Annotated in this window: 10 protein-coding genes and 3 pseudogenes; 6 read left to right on the top strand and 7 right to left on the bottom strand. The window is 71.0% G+C overall.

The features are described 5' to 3' along the window. Positions 1–151: 151 nt before the first annotated feature. Entirely contained in the window at positions 152–1,429 is a 1,278-nt protein-coding gene (locus ACWDEN_RS33635) for a vanadium-dependent haloperoxidase (protein WP_450861620.1), read from the bottom strand. A gap of 698 nt (positions 1,430–2,127) precedes the next feature. Between ACWDEN_RS33635 and ACWDEN_RS33630 the strand changes: the two genes are divergently transcribed. Beyond that, positions 2,128–3,402, top strand: coding sequence for an APC family permease (locus tag ACWDEN_RS33630; protein WP_450861618.1), 1,275 nt, complete (start codon positions 2,128–2,130; stop codon positions 3,400–3,402). 87 nt (positions 3,403–3,489) lie between these two features. On the opposite strand, the gene ACWDEN_RS33625 is transcribed toward ACWDEN_RS33630, so the two are convergent. Beyond that, the gene (locus ACWDEN_RS33625) at positions 3,490–4,698 is read right to left on the bottom strand and encodes an FAD-dependent oxidoreductase (RefSeq protein WP_450861725.1); all 1,209 of its coding nucleotides are present in this window, start codon (positions 4,696–4,698) and stop codon (positions 3,490–3,492) included. 1,042 nt (positions 4,699–5,740) lie between these two features. On the opposite strand from ACWDEN_RS33625, the gene ACWDEN_RS33620 reads away from it, so the two are divergent. Next, complete coding sequence (locus ACWDEN_RS33620) at positions 5,741–6,829, top strand: lysylphosphatidylglycerol synthase transmembrane domain-containing protein (RefSeq protein ID WP_450861616.1); 1,089 nt, start codon at positions 5,741–5,743, stop codon at positions 6,827–6,829. A 63-nt stretch (positions 6,830–6,892) separates the two neighbouring features. Here the strand turns inward: ACWDEN_RS33620 and ACWDEN_RS33615 are convergent. After that, a pseudogene (locus ACWDEN_RS33615) lies at positions 6,893–9,142 on the bottom strand (glycoside hydrolase family 65 protein); the annotation flags it as partial. Between the two features lie 74 nt (positions 9,143–9,216). After that, positions 9,217–10,089: a helix-turn-helix domain-containing protein gene (locus ACWDEN_RS33610; protein ID WP_351605353.1), complete on the bottom strand. Its 873-nt coding sequence runs from the start codon at positions 10,087–10,089 to the stop codon at positions 9,217–9,219. Positions 10,090–10,230: 141 nt separating this feature from the next. Between ACWDEN_RS33610 and ACWDEN_RS33605 the strand changes: the two genes are divergently transcribed. The 3 genes from ACWDEN_RS33605 to ACWDEN_RS33595 all read left to right on the top strand — a co-directional run bounded on the left by ACWDEN_RS33605 (position 10,231) and on the right by ACWDEN_RS33595 (position 13,517). Next, complete coding sequence (locus ACWDEN_RS33605) at positions 10,231–11,487, top strand: MFS transporter (protein ID WP_450861614.1); 1,257 nt, start codon at positions 10,231–10,233, stop codon at positions 11,485–11,487. A gap of 105 nt (positions 11,488–11,592) precedes the next feature. After that, positions 11,593–12,420, top strand: a complete 828-nt coding sequence (locus tag ACWDEN_RS33600; protein ID WP_450861612.1) for an SDR family NAD(P)-dependent oxidoreductase — start codon at positions 11,593–11,595, stop codon at positions 12,418–12,420. A gap of 143 nt (positions 12,421–12,563) precedes the next feature. After that, positions 12,564–13,517, top strand: coding sequence for a hypothetical protein (locus ACWDEN_RS33595; RefSeq protein ID WP_450861610.1), 954 nt, complete (start codon positions 12,564–12,566; stop codon positions 13,515–13,517). Between the two features lie 63 nt (positions 13,518–13,580). On the opposite strand, the gene ACWDEN_RS33590 is transcribed toward ACWDEN_RS33595, so the two are convergent. Beyond that, entirely contained in the window at positions 13,581–14,039 is a 459-nt protein-coding gene (locus ACWDEN_RS33590) for a zinc-binding dehydrogenase (RefSeq protein WP_450861608.1), read from the bottom strand. An 81-nt stretch (positions 14,040–14,120) separates the two neighbouring features. Between ACWDEN_RS33590 and ACWDEN_RS33585 the strand changes: the two are divergent. Next, positions 14,121–14,462: pseudogene (locus ACWDEN_RS33585) on the top strand (GNAT family N-acetyltransferase); the annotation flags it as partial. Between the two features lie 312 nt (positions 14,463–14,774). Here ACWDEN_RS33585 and ACWDEN_RS33580 read toward each other — a convergent pair. Together ACWDEN_RS33580 and ACWDEN_RS33575 are read right to left on the bottom strand one after the other, a co-directional pair. Beyond that, positions 14,775–15,016 (bottom strand): annotated as a pseudogene (locus ACWDEN_RS33580) (ATP-binding protein); the annotation flags it as partial. Positions 15,017–15,100: 84 nt separating this feature from the next. After that, a complete protein-coding gene (locus ACWDEN_RS33575) occupies positions 15,101–17,545 on the bottom strand; it encodes a flippase-like domain-containing protein (protein WP_450861606.1) in 2,445 nt (814 codons plus the stop codon). Between the last annotated feature and the right edge of the window lie 617 nt (positions 17,546–18,162).

The following is an 18,162-nucleotide window of genomic DNA, read 5'->3' as shown; positions in this document are numbered from 1 at the left end:
GCGCTCCCTTCTCCGCGTCCCGCCCTGACTGATTCGGACCGGACAGGAGTTCCCATGTGCAGCGTGGCCCTGCCAACGGTGCCGGGGCTCCCGCTGCCGCCGGCCTCCGGCCGCCGCCGTGCTGCGCATCGATGTCGCCCGGTGCGGACGGTCAGAGGTGACCTGCCACGAAGTCGGCCACCTGGAAGCCGAGTTGTCGGCCCGCGCGGTTGTCGATCGAAGTGTGCTGGCCGGACCAGATCCGGCTGAGCCACGCTTCGGTGGCCGCGTCCTGGAAGCCGGCATAGGTTCGGGTGGTGCCTTTCGACGTCACCGCGAGACGATGCCGCGCGCCGTAGAGCCTGGTGAGCGTCGTTGCCGCCGCTTGGCTGAGGGCGGCGTGGGCGCTGGGATACGACGGGTCCGGGGCGGTCGTCACCAAGGGGGTCCAGTGGGGATCGCCGACGATGTGCGGGTTGTAGTGCGTACCGCCGAGCCGTATGGCGCTGACGGGCCGCCATACGCGGTAGGCGTACTTGGCGTCGTACAGCGCGATCGTGGTGTCGGCGAGGGAGAGGTCGAGCCGGGCGAAGACCTTCACCGCCCGGTCCAGGCTCGCGTTCTGGGAAGTGACGAGGTTCTGCGCGATCTCATTCCAGACGTTCCAGACGGGCGCCGCCGCCCAGAACTTCGCGGCTGCCGTCTGATCGGGGGCGCGGGTGCTACTGGACTTGCTCCCCAGGTTCTTGACCTCGTTCAGGGCGGTGGCGTATTCGGCGCTGCTCACGGCCGGTGGCGGTGCCGGGCGGAACTGGCGTCCGCTCGTCAGCACGAACGGCTTGACCGAGCCCCAGTTGGTGAACACCGGTGTTGGGAAGTCCGGAGGGGTGGGCCGGTAGTCACCGGCCTTGTCGCCGGGACGAAAGCGAGGCGGCTTCGCCGAGGACCCGTCGTGGGACCGCAGGCTGATCAGCCGGCGGGCGACAGTGGCTCCCACCGTCATACCCGCCTGCTTGTCCGGGCCGTCCGGAACCGCGGACAACTGGCTGCTCAGCCGCTGGTCCACGCCTGCGTGTTCGGCCGGGTACAGGGCGACCAGCACATCGTGGGCTGCCTGGTCCGCCGCGGCATCGGGACGAGCGCCTCGCGGTGCCGAAACCGAGAACACGTAGGCGGGGCCGGACCGGGTGATCGACACCACCGCGTCGTACTCGGCAGCCTGAAGGAGCGCGAAGCTGCGCGTGGGCTGGACGGTGGCCGGCTGCGCCTTCGGATCGCCCAGGATGGTGATGAGCTCGCGGTTCCATTCCACGACCGAGGTCCCTGACCTCGTGGCCGCGGTGGCCGGGGACGGCGAGTGAGCGGCGCCGGACCCGAAAGCGGGGCTGGTGAGTCCAGCTGCCAGCGCGGCTCCGGCCAGCATGACGAGTGTCTTTTGCTCTCCACCCATGCTCTGCGGCTCCTTGTCGCCGGCGGTAGGTGTGGCGACCGTTGCCGTACACGTCACCCATCTGGGTTACGGCCGACCACATGGTCAGCGGACACCACGGATCGAACGGCGAGTCCGCAGTGCATTCACAAAGAAGCACTCCACGCATCCGCTCCGGAGCGGGACGGGGATTGCGAAGCCGGGTCTCGTCCGGTTGATACCCGGGCTTGACCGGTCGTTGCAGAATCACGACCGGACCCACCGGGACACCGGCCATTAGGGCGGCACACGTCACCCACACCAACGTTTCGGAGGGCTGAACGGGCGCGCATGGTCCTGCAACCCGATCACCTCCTCACGTCATCAAGGTCGATCGCCAGCTACAGCCTGCCGGGACCCGATCCACGCCGCAACTCAGGCATCGGGGTCACAGACCCGGGTCGCATATGGCGATAGCGCACGTGGAGTGCAGTAACACCGGCCGGAGACTGGAAGCGTAAAGCCGGCAGGCACATGCGGCCGCTGCCACCGTCAGCAGGAGCAGACAGGTCAGCAGCACCATGCCCGGCCGACTCGTGTCTGGCTCGTGACTGCCTCCGGGAGCGAGGACAACTCCGATCGGATCTTCGCAGGTCGAGGAGCACGACGCGCGCGACCTGCTGTTCATCCCCGACAGGTATCGTCTCGCGGTCCCGGATGTCGGCAGATGGTGGTGTGGAATGAGTCAGGCGTCGCAGGGCGGTGGAACTGCTGTGCTGGAGCGGAGGCTGGGCGTTTTCGATGCCGTCGTCATCGGGCTGGGCTCGATGATCGGTGCGGGGGTCTTCGCCGCCCTGGCGCCGGCCGCGCGGGCGGCGGGCTCGGGACTGCTCGTGGGGCTGGCCGTCGCCGCCGTGGTGGCCTACTGCAACGCCACGTCATCGGCCAGGCTGGCGGCACGTTACCCGCAGTCCGGTGGGACGTACGTGTACGGCCGTGAGCGGCTGGGCGAGTTCTGGGGCTACCTCGCCGGATGGGGCTTCGTGGTCGGCAAGACCGCCTCGTGCGCGGCGATGGCACTCACCGTGGGGTCATATGTGTGGCCGGCCCAGGCGCACGCCGTCGCGGTGGCTGCCGTGGTGGCGCTGACCGCCGTCAACTACGTGGGTGTGCAGAAGGCCGCGTGGCTGACGCGGGCGATCGTCGCCGTGGTCCTGACCGTGCTGGCAGCCGTGGTGGTGGCCTGCCTGACCTCCAGGACTGCACAGACCGGGCGGCTGGACATCGGATCGGACGCCTCCGTCACCGGGGCGTTGCAGGCGGCTGGGCTTCTGTTCTTCGCCTTCGCCGGGTACGCGCGGATCGCGACCCTGGGCGAAGAGGTGAAGCACCCGGCCCGCACGATCCCCAGGGCCATTCCCCTGGCCCTGGGGATCACGCTGATCGTGTACGCGGCGGTCGCGGTGTCCGTGCTGGCCGTCCTCGGCCCGGACGGGCTGGCACGGGAGAGCGCGCCGCTGGCCGAGGCAGTACGGCAGGCCGGGGTGCCGGGGCTGGTCCCGGTGGTTCGGGTAGGGGCGGCGGTGGCGGCACTTGGGTCGTTGCTCGCGCTGATCCTGGGCGTCTCGCGGACCACGCTGGCCATGGCCCGGGACCGTCACCTGCCTCATGCTCTGTCCGCCGTGCATCCACGGTTCAAGGTGCCCTATCGAGCGGAGTTGCTGGTGGGCGCCGTGGTGGTGGTCCTGGCCGCCACCACGGACGTGCGCGGCGCGATCGGATTCTCGTCGTTCGGCGTGCTCGCCTACTACGCCGTGGCGAACGCCTCCGCCTGGACCCTGACCCAGGAGGAGAACCAGCCGCCGCGCGTCATCCCCGCGGTCGGGCTGGCCGGCTGCCTGGTCCTGGCCTTCACCCTGCCCGCGACGTCGGTGGCGTGGGGAGCGGCGGTGCTCGCCCTTGGAGCGGCGGCCTACGGCGTACGTCGGCGCCTCACGGCACGACAGGCATCGTGACGCCCGGCTCGCGAACGCTGGTTGTGCGAGGGGTTCCGCCTTTCGCTGACCCGACGGTACGGCGTGTCTCGCTCTCGGCGCCGTCGATCAGCCGGGTACGGAGAGCCGGGAGGCGTGCCGGGTGATGCGCCTGGCGACGAACTCCGTCCCTGCCACGAACCGCATCATTGGGCCGAACATCGGGGCGGCGAGCGAACCGGTGAAGTACAGGCCCGGCTCCGACGACTCGAGCCATGCGGACAGCTTGGGTGCCTTCGAGCCGCGGACGCAGGCCAGGGTGGCGCGCACCGCGGGCGCCAGGAACGGGACCGCGTCCAGGTCGAGGCGATAGCCAGTGGCCGCGAGAACGTGATCCACGGTGAGCGCCGTCTCCGCCCCGCCCTGCCCGGAGAGTTCCAGGCGTACTCCGGTACCCTCCGCTTCCGCCCGGATGACGCGGGTGGACGTACGGACCGGCACCATGTTCTCGACCCGGTCCCGCAGCCACCATCCGCCCGACGGTCCCAACGCGCGGCGGAAGAGCAGCATGCGCGCGGCCGCGGGAAACCTGCGTACTCCTCCCGGGGCTGCGCAGACCGCGGCCAGGACCCATCCCGTACCCAGGGGCGAAGCCGGCCGGGCCACCCGCTGTGTCCAGGGCCGGACCAGATCCGGCTTAGTCCCCCACAGCACGCGCGGTTCCCGCACCAGCACCTGTACCTCGGCGCCGGCCTCGTGCAGCAACGCGGCGCTCTCCAGGGCGGACTGGCCACCGCCGACCACGGCGACGTGCTGACCGGCATAAGGAGACAGGTCAGTGTGGTGGCTGGTGTGCGAGACCAGGGCAGCCGGACCAGGTCCCTCGGGGGCGAGAGCCCGCAGTTCCTCGGGGATCTCGGCGAGCCCGTTCAGGCCGGTCGCCACCACGACGGCGGCGGCCGGAAGTTCCTGTCCGTCATCCAGCCGGACGAGGAACCCTCGACCTGCCGGGGCCCGTTCGACGGTCACGACCCGGCCCGGGTCCACCTCGCCGACGTACCGCTTCTGGAACCACATCCCGTACCGCACGAACACGTCGCACGGGATCGGCGTCAGCTCGGTCAGCTCCGGCTCACCGTGCATCCGGCGGAAGTCCGCGAGGCGCCCACCGGGCTCCGGTGCGGAGAGGTCGGTCGCGTCCGGAGTCGATTTCAAGAACATGCCCGTGGCCATGGCGTGCCGCCAACTGCCCATCACCTCACCGAAGATGCGGACCGGTACCCCGGCCGCCCGAAGATGCGCGGCCACCGACAGACCGTACGGACCCGCCCCGACCACGACGACCGGAAGCCCCGCACGGCCAGTGAACCCCTGCTCGTGGGCAGGCCGTTGTCCCGGCAGCGACTGTGTCACGCGTCCCCCTGCTGATCCCGACACCGCCTTCCCCAAGGCAGCGCGTACTCCGGAATGGCATGCCGCCGCACCGCCGCCGCGCCCGTCCCCCTCCGCCGCTCAGTGTGACGTATCGGCCGGTATCAGTCGACGATATCGACCACATTGACCCAGAGGCGGGCGATTGGCAGAACCGCGCTCCTTCACCACGCACAGCAGCAGTGCGAGTTCGGACTTGCCTGCCCCGCACAGCAGGTAGGCGCAGGTTGTCTTCACGGGAGGAGCCACACGCGATGCTGGAGACGCATGGCCAGGCCGGGCACTGGTTGACGGCGCGGCGGGCGCCGTGCTCCTGCCACGGGGCCTGGTGACTTCGGGAATGAAGCCGGAGTCCCGGGCGCAGGTGGCGGATTGTGATTCACGACCGTGCCCAGTAGATGCGGAGAGCGGCGCGACCAGGCTCATCCGTGCAGCCATGGTGTCCAGATCCTGAGCCAGGCGGTCACCTGGAGATCAGAATGTCGGACCTCGAGACACCGGTGGGCCGGGGAGCCGGTGCCGGCCCACTGCGGCGAGGAAGCCGGCAGGAGAGCTTCGTGCGTGGATCAGCCGGTTCCGGCACGGCAACTTCTTCCATGGGTGCTCCACGCGGATTTCGTCGTTCTCGGCTTGGGCAGCGAACCGCGCACGGAATGGCTGTGACAGCGGACTGGATGTCTCCGACGGAGTGCTGTGCGCTCCCGTCTGCCACGCGATCGACCGCTGGGGCCGCCGGCACCGTATGGATGCGGTGGGGCGTGTTCGGCACCTGGTGATCAGTGTGGCGATGTTGAGGACGCGTCTGTGATCCATCGGGTACGTCAGGGAAGAGCCCGGGGGACCGGGACCGCGGTGCCGGGTGACCGCGGCGAGGCGCGCTGTGCCGGCCCGAGTCGTCGCGTACCTTCGGCATCCGAACCCTCACGCTGCCTGGCGGGAGTGATGGCCGATGTCCGGGCGGCAGGAGCCCGAAGCGGTGGGCGGTGCCCGGTGGGCGGAGGGACGTCCCGCGCGACCAGGCCCGCTGTGGTGGTCGGTGGCCGTTCTCCTCGCGGCGGCCGTGGTCCTCATCGCAATCCTGCGGCGGCGTGAACTGGCGCAGGCCTACCACCTCATCGCGGGAGTGCATCCGCTACCGATGGCGGGCGCCGTGGTGTGCCAGGTGCTGTCGATCGTGTGTTTCGCCGCCATGTACCGCTGGCTGCTCGGGGCGGGCGGGACCTGCTGGAGCCTGCGGCGCACGACGGCGATCGTGGTGGCCGCCAACGCCGTGGCGGGTGCCTTGCCCGGAGGGGCGGCGTTCTCGGCCGCCTGGGTCTTCCGGCAACTGCGCCGCAGGGGCGTGGAGCAGGTACTCGCGGCCGCCGTGCTGGTGGTGGCCGGTGCGCTGGCGGTACTCGGTCTGGCCGTCCTGCTCGTCGCCGGCGTGGTCGCGGCGGGACCGGCGGGGCTGCGCACCGTTCTGCTTCCCGTGGCCGGTGCGCTGGTGCTCCTGGGGATCGCCTTGGCCGTCGTCGGGGCATCCCGCTTCTCGGGCTTCCGCCATGCGGCGGGACGAGTCTGGACGAGTGCCGGGACGCGCTCACGCCGCATCCAGCAAGGTCAGGAGGCACTCGCCCGGCTGGTCGCACAGGCCCGCGGTCTGCAACCCGGCCTGCGGCCCTGGCTTCGACCGTTCGCGTTCGCGCTGCTGAACTGGGTCTTCGACGTCGCTTGTCTGGCTGCCAGCCTGTGGGCGCTCGGCGTCGGCGTGCCCTGGCACAGCCTGCTGCTCGCCTACGTCCTCACCCAGATCCCCGGCAGCCTGCGCCTGACCCCGGGCAGCCTCGGCATCGTGGAGACGAGCCTGTCCGCACTGCTCGTGCTGTACGGTCTCCGGCCCGGCCCGGCGATCGCCGCGACGCTCTTGTACCGCGCCGTCAGCTATTGGGCCCTGCAACCCGTCGGTTGGGCGTGCTGGCTCGCCATCACCCTCCATACCGGTACGTCGGGCTCCCCGCCACGCCACTCGGAACGACGCGGCAGCCCCGGCCCGTAGCCACCGGAGAACGAACTGCGAGTGGAGATCCTAATGGTGGCCGAGCCGGCGACCGCCGCAGCGTCAGTCGTTCGGCAGAAGGAGCGTGCACGTCTCCCCCGGGGCGATGGTCACTGCTCGGTCGGCCAGCACCACGCGGATCGCCGACTCTTCCGAGTCGGGTACGGCGATCTCCAGTTGCCCGCTTCGGCGGCGCACGCCGACACCCCAGTGACCGCGATAGTGGAGCGGGAATCCGTACTCGGACAGCGCTGGGAGAGGCACCGGGTCCAGCCAGAGGGCGTCCTCGCGTGTTTCCAGTCCCGTCAGGCCGCGCTGGATCAGGTCGAGGGTTCCGGCCATGGCACCGAGGTGGATCCCTTCGCCCGTGGTGCCGCCCTGGATGTCGGCGATGTCCGCCTCCAGGGCTTCGTGGACGTACTGCCATGCGTCGGCACGTCTGGCTCTGGCGAGGACCAGGCCGTGGACGAGTTCGCTGAGGGTCGAGCCGTGGCTGGTGCGCTGGAGGTAGTAGTCGACGGTGCTGCGCCAGATCTCGTCGTCCAGGTGGTATCCGAGACGCCGGAACAGAGCACGCAGTTCCGTGGGCGAGAACAGGTAGCCGAGCATGAGGACATCGGCCTGCTTGGACGCCTTGTAGCGGTTGACCGTGTCGCCCTCGGCCTCGAGCACGCGGTCCAGCCGCCGGATGGTGCCGTAGCGTGCGCGGTAGGCGCCCCAGTCGAGTTCGGCGAGGTCGTCGTAGCCCTCGAACTGGCTGATGACGCCTTGGTGGAAGGGCACCCGCAGGCGTCTGGAGACCTCCTCCCACTCCGGCAGGACGTCGGCGCTCAGCCGGACCCGCTGGAACAGTTCCTCACGCCGCCATGCGGGAAGGCGCCGCACGAGCACCAGAGTGCGGGTGAGGACCCAGGCGGCCATGACGTTGGTGTACGCGTTGTCGTCCAGCCCGGGCTTCGCGGCACCGGGATAGCCGTCGTGGTACTCGTCGGGGCCGACGACACCGCGGATCCGGTAGCGGCGCGTCTCATGGTCGAAGACCGCCAGGTCCGCCCAGAAGCGGGCGATCTGCAGCAGCATTTCCGCGCCTTTGGTGTGCAGGTACTCCGTGTCGCCGGTGGCCTCGCAGTACTGCCAGACGTTGTAGGCGATCGCCGAACCCACGTGGTGCTGGAGGCGCGAGTGGTCCGACAGCCAGCGGCCCGAGGCGGGGTTGAGATGCCATTCCTGGGACTCCTCGCGCCCGTTGCAGCCGCTCTGCCACGGATACATCGCCCCGGCCCTGCCGGCCGCGCTCGCCGCCGCGCAGGCCCGGGGGAGGCGTCGGTGGCGATAATTCAGCAGCGCCCGGGACACCTCCGGAAGGTGCAGGTTCAGATAGGGGAGGACGAAGAGCTCGTCCCAGAACACATGACCCCGGTACGCCTCGCCGTGCAGACCCCGGGCAGGCACGCCTACATCCAGCTCCGCCGTGTGCGGTGACAGCGTCTGCAGGACGTGGAAGAGATGGAAGCGCAGGATGCGGCCGGCCTCTCCGGGCACCTGTACGTCCGTGCGTCGCCACAGCCGCTCCCAGGCCGCGACATGGGAGTCGAACAAGGCCGGAAAGTCCGCCGCCACGGACACCCGCTCGACGGCCTCGCCGAGGGCATCGCTGATCGCTGTGTCCCGCGAGGTGTGCAGTGCCACCGTCTTGTCCACGGTGACGGGCCTGCCGCGGGAGATCGGGACGACCAGACGGTGGACGGCGCGGTGGCGGGTGGGCCGGAGCACTGATGAGACGGGAGCCTCGTCCGCGCGGACCGTCGTCCGGGCGGCCAGGGCGACGGTGATGTCCGATGTGCTGGTGCGGCAGCACAGCCAGATGGTGTGGGGTTCCTGCGCGCCGGTTCGCACGTGGTTCAGGTGGTGGCGGTCGAGGGCGCGGTAGCGGTGCACATTGCCGTTGATCACATCACCGTCGAGAGAGCTTTCGATCTCGATCTGCCCGGTCCAGTCTTCGGCCGTGAATACCGTCCGCAGTGCGGCCAGGTGCGGGTCCTCCATGTGCACCAGGCGGGTCTGCTCGACGTTGAGCACACCCAGTTCGTCGTTCCGGTGGCGGGAGGACCGTGCGAGTGTGCCTCGGCGCAGATCCAGGGTGTGCCGGTGGTCCAGGAGGGTGTGCGTGCCGGGGGAGAACCACGGGCTCCACGTCCCGTCCGTGCGGCGCGCCCGGAACCGGAGAAAGAGCCAGTTGGGGAGGTTGACCACGTCTTCGTTCACGACCTGCCGCCCCGCCACGGTCGACTCCAGGCGGTTGTAGGCGTCAGCCCCGGTGATCGATGGCGACCGGGGGGCTCCGGGCCGACCGGCCGCAGTTCAGGCGAGGAGCTTTCCCTCCGTCATCAGGTTGTGCGCGCGGTGGGTGCCTTGGCTGCCGTTCGTGCGGGCCGGCCGGGGCGGGGGTCGTCGGCGAGAGCGCGCAGCAGGACGAGGGCGTCGGCGCTGGGGGTGCCGGGTTCAGCCGAGTAGACCAGCAGTCGCTGGCCGGGGGCGCTGGCGACGGTGAACGCCTCGTAGTGCAGGTACATCTCGCCGACCTGCGGGTGCCACAGCGGTTTGTCGTCGCTGGTGCACGGCCGGACGTCGTACCGGGCCCACAGGTCGGCGAAGGCCGGACTGCGCAACGAGAGTTCACCGATGACCTGGGCGACGCGCGGGTCATCAGGAAAGGGGGCAGCCTGCGCGCGTAGGCTGCTGACCAGGCCGCGGGCGGCGCGGTCCCAGTCCCGGTAGAACCGGCGGCCGGCCGGGTCGAGGAACAGCATTCGCAGCTGGTTGTCCATCCGGGCGAAGCCGCTGAAGAGCTGCCCGGCGGAGTGGTTGGCGGCCAGGATGTCCAGTGCCGGACCGACGATGCAGGCCGGCAGGTCCAGGAAGTGGTCCATCAGCCGCCGCAGCTCGGGGCTGACGGTGGTCACCGGGCCGGCGGCGGTTCGCGGCGCGGGCTGGGCCAGCCGGAACAGGTGCGCGGCGGCGTCGTCGTCGAGGTGCAGGGCGCGGGCGACGGCACCGAGCACCTGCTCCGAGGGATGCCGTTCGCGCCCCTGCTCGAGGCGGGTGTAGTAGTCGGTGCTGACCCCGGCGAGCAGCGCGACCTCCTCCCGTCGCAGGCCCTTGACCCGGCGGGAGGTGTGCGACGGCAGGCCCGCCCGCTCCGGCGAGACCAGGTCGCGACGGGCGCGCAGGAAGTTGCCGAGCTCGTTCGCCCTCGTCATACCCGCAACGGTACCGCCGCCTTCAGGGGGAGAGCCTGGGTGTGTCGCACCCTGGCTGGGAGGGGGTGCAACACACCCTTCTTCGTCGGCCGCCGCCTTCCTAGCGTTGCTTCCGGAACAACGTCCGGAAGGTGAACAGATATGCGTCAGTTGGTGGGTGTGCCCGAGAAGGCCGCACCGCGGCGGATGAATCCCGCGCTGACCCTGGTACTGGCGGTGGCCTGCGGGCTGACCGTCGCCAACCTCTACTACGCGCAGCCGCTGCTCGACCTCGTCGCCCGCTCCTTCGACGTCAGCCAGGGCGCGGCCACGACCGTGGTGACACTGACCCAGACCGGGTACGCCCTCGGCCTGCTGTTCGTGCTGCCGCTCGGCGACCTGGTCGAGAACCGCAGGCTCGCGACGCGGACGCTGCTCGTGACGGCGACCGCGCTGCTGCTCGCCGCAGCGAGCCCGGTGTTCGGGATGTTCCTCGCCGTCTCGGTGCTGGTGGGGACCACGTCCGTGGTCGCGCAGGTCCTCGTGCCGTTGGCGGCTCACCTGGCCCCAGCCGACCAGCGTGGCAAGGTCGTCGGCCGGGTCATGAGCGGTCTGCTGACCGGCATCCTGCTCGCGCGGACGGTGTCGAGCCTGGTCGCCGACCTGCTCGGCTGGCGTGCGATCTACGTGATCTCCGCGGTCGTGATGCTCGCCCTCGCCGTCGTCCTGCGCCGGCTGCTGCCGCAGCGCGCCCCGGACCACGCGGCCGGCTACGTCGCGCTGTTGGCCAGCCTGGGCGGGCTGGTGCGCAGCGAGCCCGTGCTGCGTCGCCGGGCCCTGTGCCAGGCGACGATGTTCGGCGCGTTCACCACGTTCTGGACGACCATCGCCTACGAGCTCATCGACGAGCACCACTTCGGCCAGGTCCAGATCGCCCTGTTCGCGCTGGTCGGTGCCGGCGGTGCTGCCGCCGCGCCGGTCGCCGGGCGGATCGCCGATCGTGGGCACGGCCGAACCGCCAGCGGCGTCGCGCTGCTGCTCGCCTCGTGCGCGTTCGTGCTCGCCGCGCTCGGGCACGGCAGCGTGCCGCTGCTCGCCGTTGCCGCGGTGCTGCTGGACTTCGCCGTGCAGTGCCACCAGGTGCTGAGCCAGGCCGAGATCTACGCCCTGCGCGCCGATGCCCGAGCCCGGATCAACACCGTCTTCATGACTACCGTCTTCGTCGGCGGCGCGACCTCCTCCGCCGTCGCCGGCGCACTGCACACCGCCTACGGATGGTCCGGCGTCTGTACCTTCGGGACGGTGCTGCCGCTGGCCGGCCTGCTGATGTGGGCCCACGGCCAGTGGACGGCGCGCACCCAGGCGTCGGCGGACGCCGTACGGGCGGCCGAGGCCGCGCACATGGCGGATGTCGCCTGACACGCCGAGGCCGGCCGGCCCCGCCCACCGCCGCCATTCATCCGCGCCGCCAGACACAGGCGCAGGCCTGCCCGAGCCAGCACACCACCTGTAACTGGAGCACACATGAGCAAGATCTGGTTCATCACCGGCGCCGCAAGGGGCTTCGGGCGCGAGTGGGCGACCGCCGCCCTCGAACGCGGCGACCGGGTGGCCGCGACGGCCCGGGACACCACCGCACTCGCCGACCTCGCCACGGCGTACGGCGACCTCGTCCTCCCGCAGCGGCTCGACGTCATCGACCGCGCCGCCGCTTTCGCGGCCGTGCGGGCGGCGCACGAGCACTTCGGCCGGCTCGACGTCGTCGTCAACAACGCCGGCTACGGGCAGTTCGGCATGATCGAGGAAATCAGCGAGTCCGAAGCCCGCGACCAGCTGGACACCAACCTGTTCGGCGCCCTCTGGGTCACGCAGGCCGCGCTGCCCCTCCTGCGCGCGCAGGGCTCGGGACACATCCTGCAGGTCAGCTCGATCAGCGGCGTCTGCGCCTTCCCCAACACCGGCATGTACGCCGCCTCGAAATGGGCCCTGGAAGGCCTCAGCCAGTCGCTGGCTCAGGAAGTCGCACTGTTCGGCATCAAGGTCACGCTGATCGAACCCGCCGCGTACGCCACCGACTTCGGCGGCCCGTCCGTGCGCACCGCGACTCCCCACCCGGCGTACACCGAGCTCCTGACGCACGTTCAGCAGGTCAGGCGGCGGCGCCACGGGACGCTCGGCGACCCGGCCGCCACCCGGGCCGCCGTGCTCCGGCTCGTCGACGAGGCCGAGCCGCCGCTGCGGGTCTTCCTCGGTGACGGACCACTCGCCACCGCGACCGCCGAGTACCGGACGCGGCTGGAGACCTGGCGCAGCTGGGAGCCGCTCTCGGTCGAAGCCCACGGCAAGCGCTGAGAACTCACCGGCCCCACTGGGTGGGATGCCGTCCGAACCAGGGCCCGGCGGGTGTCGGTACTGCCGTGCCGACACCCGCCGACCACCTCACCTCATTACTTCCCGCATCGCCCTGGGCGCGGGACGACCAAGGAGACGACCCCGTGCACAACATCGGCAGGACTTCGATCCTCGCTGCGGCACTGACCGCCGCCGTCGCGGGCCTCGCCGTACCGGCGTCCGCGGCCACTCCACCGCTCGACGACGTCCGGGTGGTCAGGCACCTCGACCTGGCGGCCGGCCGGCAGCCGGAGAACCTGACGATCGAGCCGGACGGCTCCATCGACCTGACCATGTCCTTCTCCCACCAGATCGACCGGCTCACCCGGGACGGCGGCCTGGACGTCCTGGCCACTCTCCCCGCCCCGCCGGACGGGACCAGTGCGCCGCTCACTGGCCGCGCCTTCGTCGGCGGCATCGTCCGTCTCCCGGACGGCACCCTGTACGTCCTGTACTCGGCGGGCACCGACGACCTCACCGGGCTGTGGCGGATCCCGCCTGGCGGCAGCCCGAGCCGGGTGGCCGCCATGCCCGGCACAAGTGTCCCCAACGGCCTGGCCCTGCACCACGGATTCCTCTACGCGAGCGACTCCGCCCTCGGCGCCGTCTGGCGCATCCCGCTCACCGGCGGAGCAGCGACCGTCTGGCAGGAATCCCCTGATCTTGCGGCCGGCCCCGGCAACTTCGGTGCCAACGGGCTGAAGATCCGCGACGACGCGGTCTGGGTCACCAACATGGACCGGGGAACACTGCTGCGCATCCCGATCGGCTGCCACGGCGGGCCCGGCGCGGTCCGCACCGTCGCCACCGGTCTGGGCACGGTGGACGACTTCGCCTTCACCGGCGACGACGATGACGTGCTGGTCACCAACAACCAGGGCAACGAGGTCGAACTCGTCCGCACCGACGGCTCGCACACCGTGGTCCTCACCGCCGACGACGGACTGCAGAACCCCACCTCCCTTGCCCGCCGCGGCGACACGGTGTACATCGCGAACGCCGCCTACTTCACCGCCACCGATCCGAACCTGCTCTCCGCCCGGATCCTGAACCGGTAACGAGGCGCAGGGCGTTTCCGTTGAACACCAGGACGGGAACGAGGGCGCCACCGCGCGCCGCCGTCAGCCTGCACCGGGAAGCCCGGCGAGGTCGAGGACGATCTTGCCCTGCCGAGGCCTCCGAGCGGCGGCTGCGTGAGCCGCGGCGGCCCGTGCGGCGGGGACGGTCTCCTGCACGGGAACGCGGAAGCGTCCTTGGCGGGAGAGCGCGGCGGCAAGGGCGAGTCCGTGGCGTCCGTCCGCCTCGCCGGCGTACTGGCCGCGGGAGAGCCGCACCCCGCGACCCGGTCCGGTGAAGTCCGCAAGGGTGACCACCGTCGCCGCCTCGCCGGTGATGGTGACGAGTTCATCCAGCGAGCCCGCTCCGGCGACGTCGAGTGCCAGGTCTACCCGCGCGACGCCGAGCGCACGCAGCCGCGCGACCAGGCCCGGACCGTAGCTGACAGGTGTCGCGCCGAGACCGGAGACGAACGCGTGGCTCTCGGGGCGAGCCGTTCCGATGACGCGGGCCCCGCGCGCCACCGCCAGTTGTACGGCGATGCTCCCGACGCCGCCTGCCGCTCCGTCGATCAGCAGGGTCGTTCCCTCCGCCGCGCCGAGCAGGTGTGCACGCCCGTGCGGCTCCCGGTGGCGGTTGGCGGCATCGACTACACGGTCGAGCCCGGCGCCGGCACGCTCTGGCAACTCGGTGTCCACCCGGCCCTGCAGTCCTGCGGGATCGGCACGCTGCTGATCCGCTCCGCCGAGCAGCGGATCGGCGCCCGGGGCCTGACCCGCGCCGAACTCGGCGTCGAGGAGAGCAACCCGCGCGCCCGCGCCCTCTACGAACGCCTGGGCTACCAGGCCTTCGGCCGCGAGCTCGACTCCTGGGACGTGGAGGCCGAGGACGGCTCGCTCCAGCGGTACGAGACGATGTGCACGCTGATGCGCAAGGACCTGGCGTGACGCTGGATTTCGCGGCGTTCGTCGCCTGGGGCGAGGACCTGTTACTGATGCGGCCCCACCCGGACTCCCCAGCCCACCAGTCCTCCTGACCCGGGCCAATAGCCGAATCGGGCAAAGCGGCTCAGAACGTCCTCTGGGTGGCGGGATCACGCAACCTGCGCCCCGTCACCGGCCCCGGACGCCCGGCGGACAGCAGTCCCTCGCTCTCGCCGTGGCTCGACGGCATGAGAGCGGCTTGGGTATCCGCGTACGGCTCCCCGGTGAGTGGAGCGACCCCACGGCCGCGGACGTCGACGCGCTGCTCGAGTAGCTGGCGGTGGTGTCCTGCTCTCGGGCTGCCCTGGTGCTGGCGAGCCGGTAGGACTCGGTGCCGGTCTCGATGATGTTCCCGCCGAAGGTGAGGTGGTCCACGATGGCCGCGCAGAGCCGCGGATCGGTGAATGTCCTGGTCCAGCCGAACGATTCGTTGGAGCCGATGACGACGCTGTTCTTCTCCCCTCGTTCGGTCAGCACCTGAACAGCAGCTCAGTACCCCTGCAGTCCAGCTCCATGAAGGCCTCGCAACTCGATATCTGCGCAGACGGCGATCCACCGGATACCCGCCCGACTGGGGCCCGAGGCCGGCGATGGCGGCAGCGTCAGGCGTAGCCCTTGCGCTGTACGGCGCGCAGGGCCAGGGCGCCCAGTGGGACGTTCAGCCAGAAGGTGAGCAGCCGGTAGACGAGCACGGCCGAGGTGGCTGCGCCGGCCGTGACGCCGAGCACGGTGAGACCGGCGATGAGGCCGGCTTCGAGGGCACCCAGTCCGCCAGGTACAGGAGCCGCGTTGGCGACGAGGCGTGCCGCCATGTAGACGGCGCCGGCCTGGACGAAGGGAAGATCACCGCCGAACGCGCGCACGCTCAACGCGAGTCCGACGACCTGGATGAGGGGCAGGCCCAGCGCGCCCGTGACGAGGAGAGCCAGCTTGGCGGGATCGGAGGCGACCCCCGTCACAGTCGACGCCGCCGCCCGCAGGAACGGCCAAACCTTCTCGCGGAGGAAGCGCCGTCCGGCCGGGGTGACACCGAGCAGACCCCCTGCCGCGAGGGCCAGGGCGATGGCCGGCAGCACATACCGGCCCGCCGGCACGTGCAGGTGCACTCCGGTGTGGTGTCGTCCGGCCCAGGCGAAAAACCAGGCGGCGAGCACGGCGTTGGAGACGGCGCTGAGGAGACTCTGCAGGCCGACGGAGGCCGTGGCAGCCCCGGTCTCGATCCCCGTCTTCTGCAGGTAGCGCAGGTTGAGCGCCATGCCGCCGACGTTGTTCGGAGTGATCCGGTTCAGGAACGAACTGGCGAACTGCACCTCGTACGTGGGGCCGAACGGCAACCTGGCCGGAATGGTGCCCATTTGAAGGCAGGTGGAGAACACCTGGGAGATGAAGGTGACGGGCAGTGCCGCGAGCACCCACCACCAGTCGGCCTTTCGCAACGCGGCCACCACCGCCGGGGCACTGGCGAACTGCGGCAGCACCAAGTGCAGGACAAGGAATGCACCGACCAGGCCGAAGATGGTCTTCCAGGTGAAGCGTGCGAGGGGCGCGAGGGGAGCGGGCTCGGCACCGGTCGCCTCCACGACCGCGGCAGAGAGGTCACGCAGCAGGCTCGGGCGGCCGCCGGGGCGCACCGCGCGCCGCTTGGTACCCGCTCCCGCCGCACGAGCGCGGGCCCGGTCGTACTGGGCGACCTCGCGTCGTGCGGGGCCGAGCAGCGCGAGCGGCTGCAGGTAGGGCAGGGCTGTCGCCAGCAGCCGCGGGCCGAGGCCGGTCAACGCACACTGGGTGGCGCGCGGCACCCCCATGCGTGTCGCGGTGGTGGCCAGCAGTTCGGCAATGTCGCTGCCGAGCGCGTCGGGCGTGGCGCCCAGCCGGGCGCGTGCGAACGCGATGAGCCGGGACGCACCGTCCGGCTCGACGAGGATGTGTTCCGGGCGGAGCGCCCGGTGCGCCAGTCGGTGCTTTTGGAGGCGGGCCACGGACGTCCATACGCCGGTGAGTATCTGGTCGGTGATCTCCTCGCCCGGGAATGCGGACAGCGGACGGGCGGCGTGCTCGACCGTCACCAGGAGTGCGCCGCCCCTGGCCACCGGGTACGCGATCACCGGCTCGGCCGCCCGGGCGCCGGTACGGCCTGCGAACACGAGCATGAGGAGTTCGTGCTCGACCGCGGCGAGTGGGGTATGCGCGTCCGTGTCGGCGGGGTGGCGCAGCAGCGCGAGCCGGGCCAGCCGGTGAAAGAGATCGCGGTTGCGGTCCTCGGGGCCGAGCACCTGTACCGTGAGCCGCGCACCGGTGGTGGTCTCGGCGCCGTAGTCGACCCCCTCCTCGGGGCGCTGATCGGGTGACGGCGTCTCCCGCAGCGCGGCGAGCGGGATCCCGCACGCGACGAGCGCGTCGGCGACCGCCTGCGGGGCCGGCCGGTCCGCCGGGGCTCCGGCCAGCAGCAGCACGGCAGATCCGGCCACACCTCCTATGGCGAGCGCGGCGATTGTCTCCAGCGGCAAGATGGCGGCGGCCGCGACGCTCAGCCCGGCGCATACGACGATCAGCGTCCACCATGTCCGCCGCAGACGCGTGTCCAGCCACGGGCCTGCCGCCACGACCGCCGCAGCGCAGGCGGCCAGATACGATGCCGGCGGCCAGCCGGCAGCCACCAGCGCGCCCCGCCCCACCAGCACCTGTGGCCATACACCCGGTCTGCTGCGAGTCATGGCCAGGTAGGCGAGAGACCACGAAAGCAGCCCGCCCAGCGCCGCCGCCGGCACGACCCGCAAGATCGCGTCGTCCCGCCGCCGGACGACCAGTACGCCGACGGCCACCACCGGCGCGACGACAGCAACCACCTGCACCGCCCCGAGGACACCATCGCGTAGTCCCAGCGGTAGGGCGGTCGTCGCGTCGAGCAGCCCCTGCTGCATCCTGCGGGTGGATACGTGCGCCGCGACGGCCGGCAGCACCGTCACCACCAGCACGGCGCCGGAGACGAGCAGCCGCGACAGATCGGCCGCCCGGCGCACGTGGCGCGACGGCGGGGCGTCGATCACCGGCGTCGCCGCGGTCTGAGCATCTCCGGCAGCAACGGAGAGTGGGAGGATGCCAGGGCGTTCATTCACAGCCGACCGCCCAGGCGGATCCGGCCTTGGCCATGTCGGCTCCTCGTCGGCGGGCCGAGGGCCCGAGGCGGGCTCTGGCGGGCACCGCCGCTTCATCCGACCAACCGATGCGGGCAGACGGCTCCGCTCTTCCGTCATTCGAGCGCGTCCGAGACCGGTACGCAAACCCACGCCATCCAAGAGCACGTGATGGGGTGCTGATCGGCCTTTGTCGCCGCCCCTCTGCATCGTGCTCGCCACGTGTCCGCCCGCGGCGGCAACGGCCTCGAAGTCCTGGCCGGGCAGGCAGGGCGTAGGGCAGGTGTGTCGCCCCCTCGCTCTGCCAGAGGCTGTCTGGCAGGGATACGGACGTCGCGGCAGTTCAAGGCAGTATGTGACAGTCCGATGGCACTGGATCGCACTGTCAGCGCATCATCGAGGCCCTCGCGGACCGGCACGGACTCCTCAACCGCCCTAGGGCCTGTGTGATGTTGTGATCAGGTAGTTGCCTTCAGGAGGTCGTTGATCCAGATCATCGAGGCACGGAGGTGGAGGCCGGCGAGGTAGCT

The organism is Streptomyces sp. NPDC001153, from assembly GCF_053598315.1.
The sequence above is the reverse complement of the archived record's forward strand: the minus strand, read 5'-3'. Positions and strand labels throughout refer to the sequence as shown.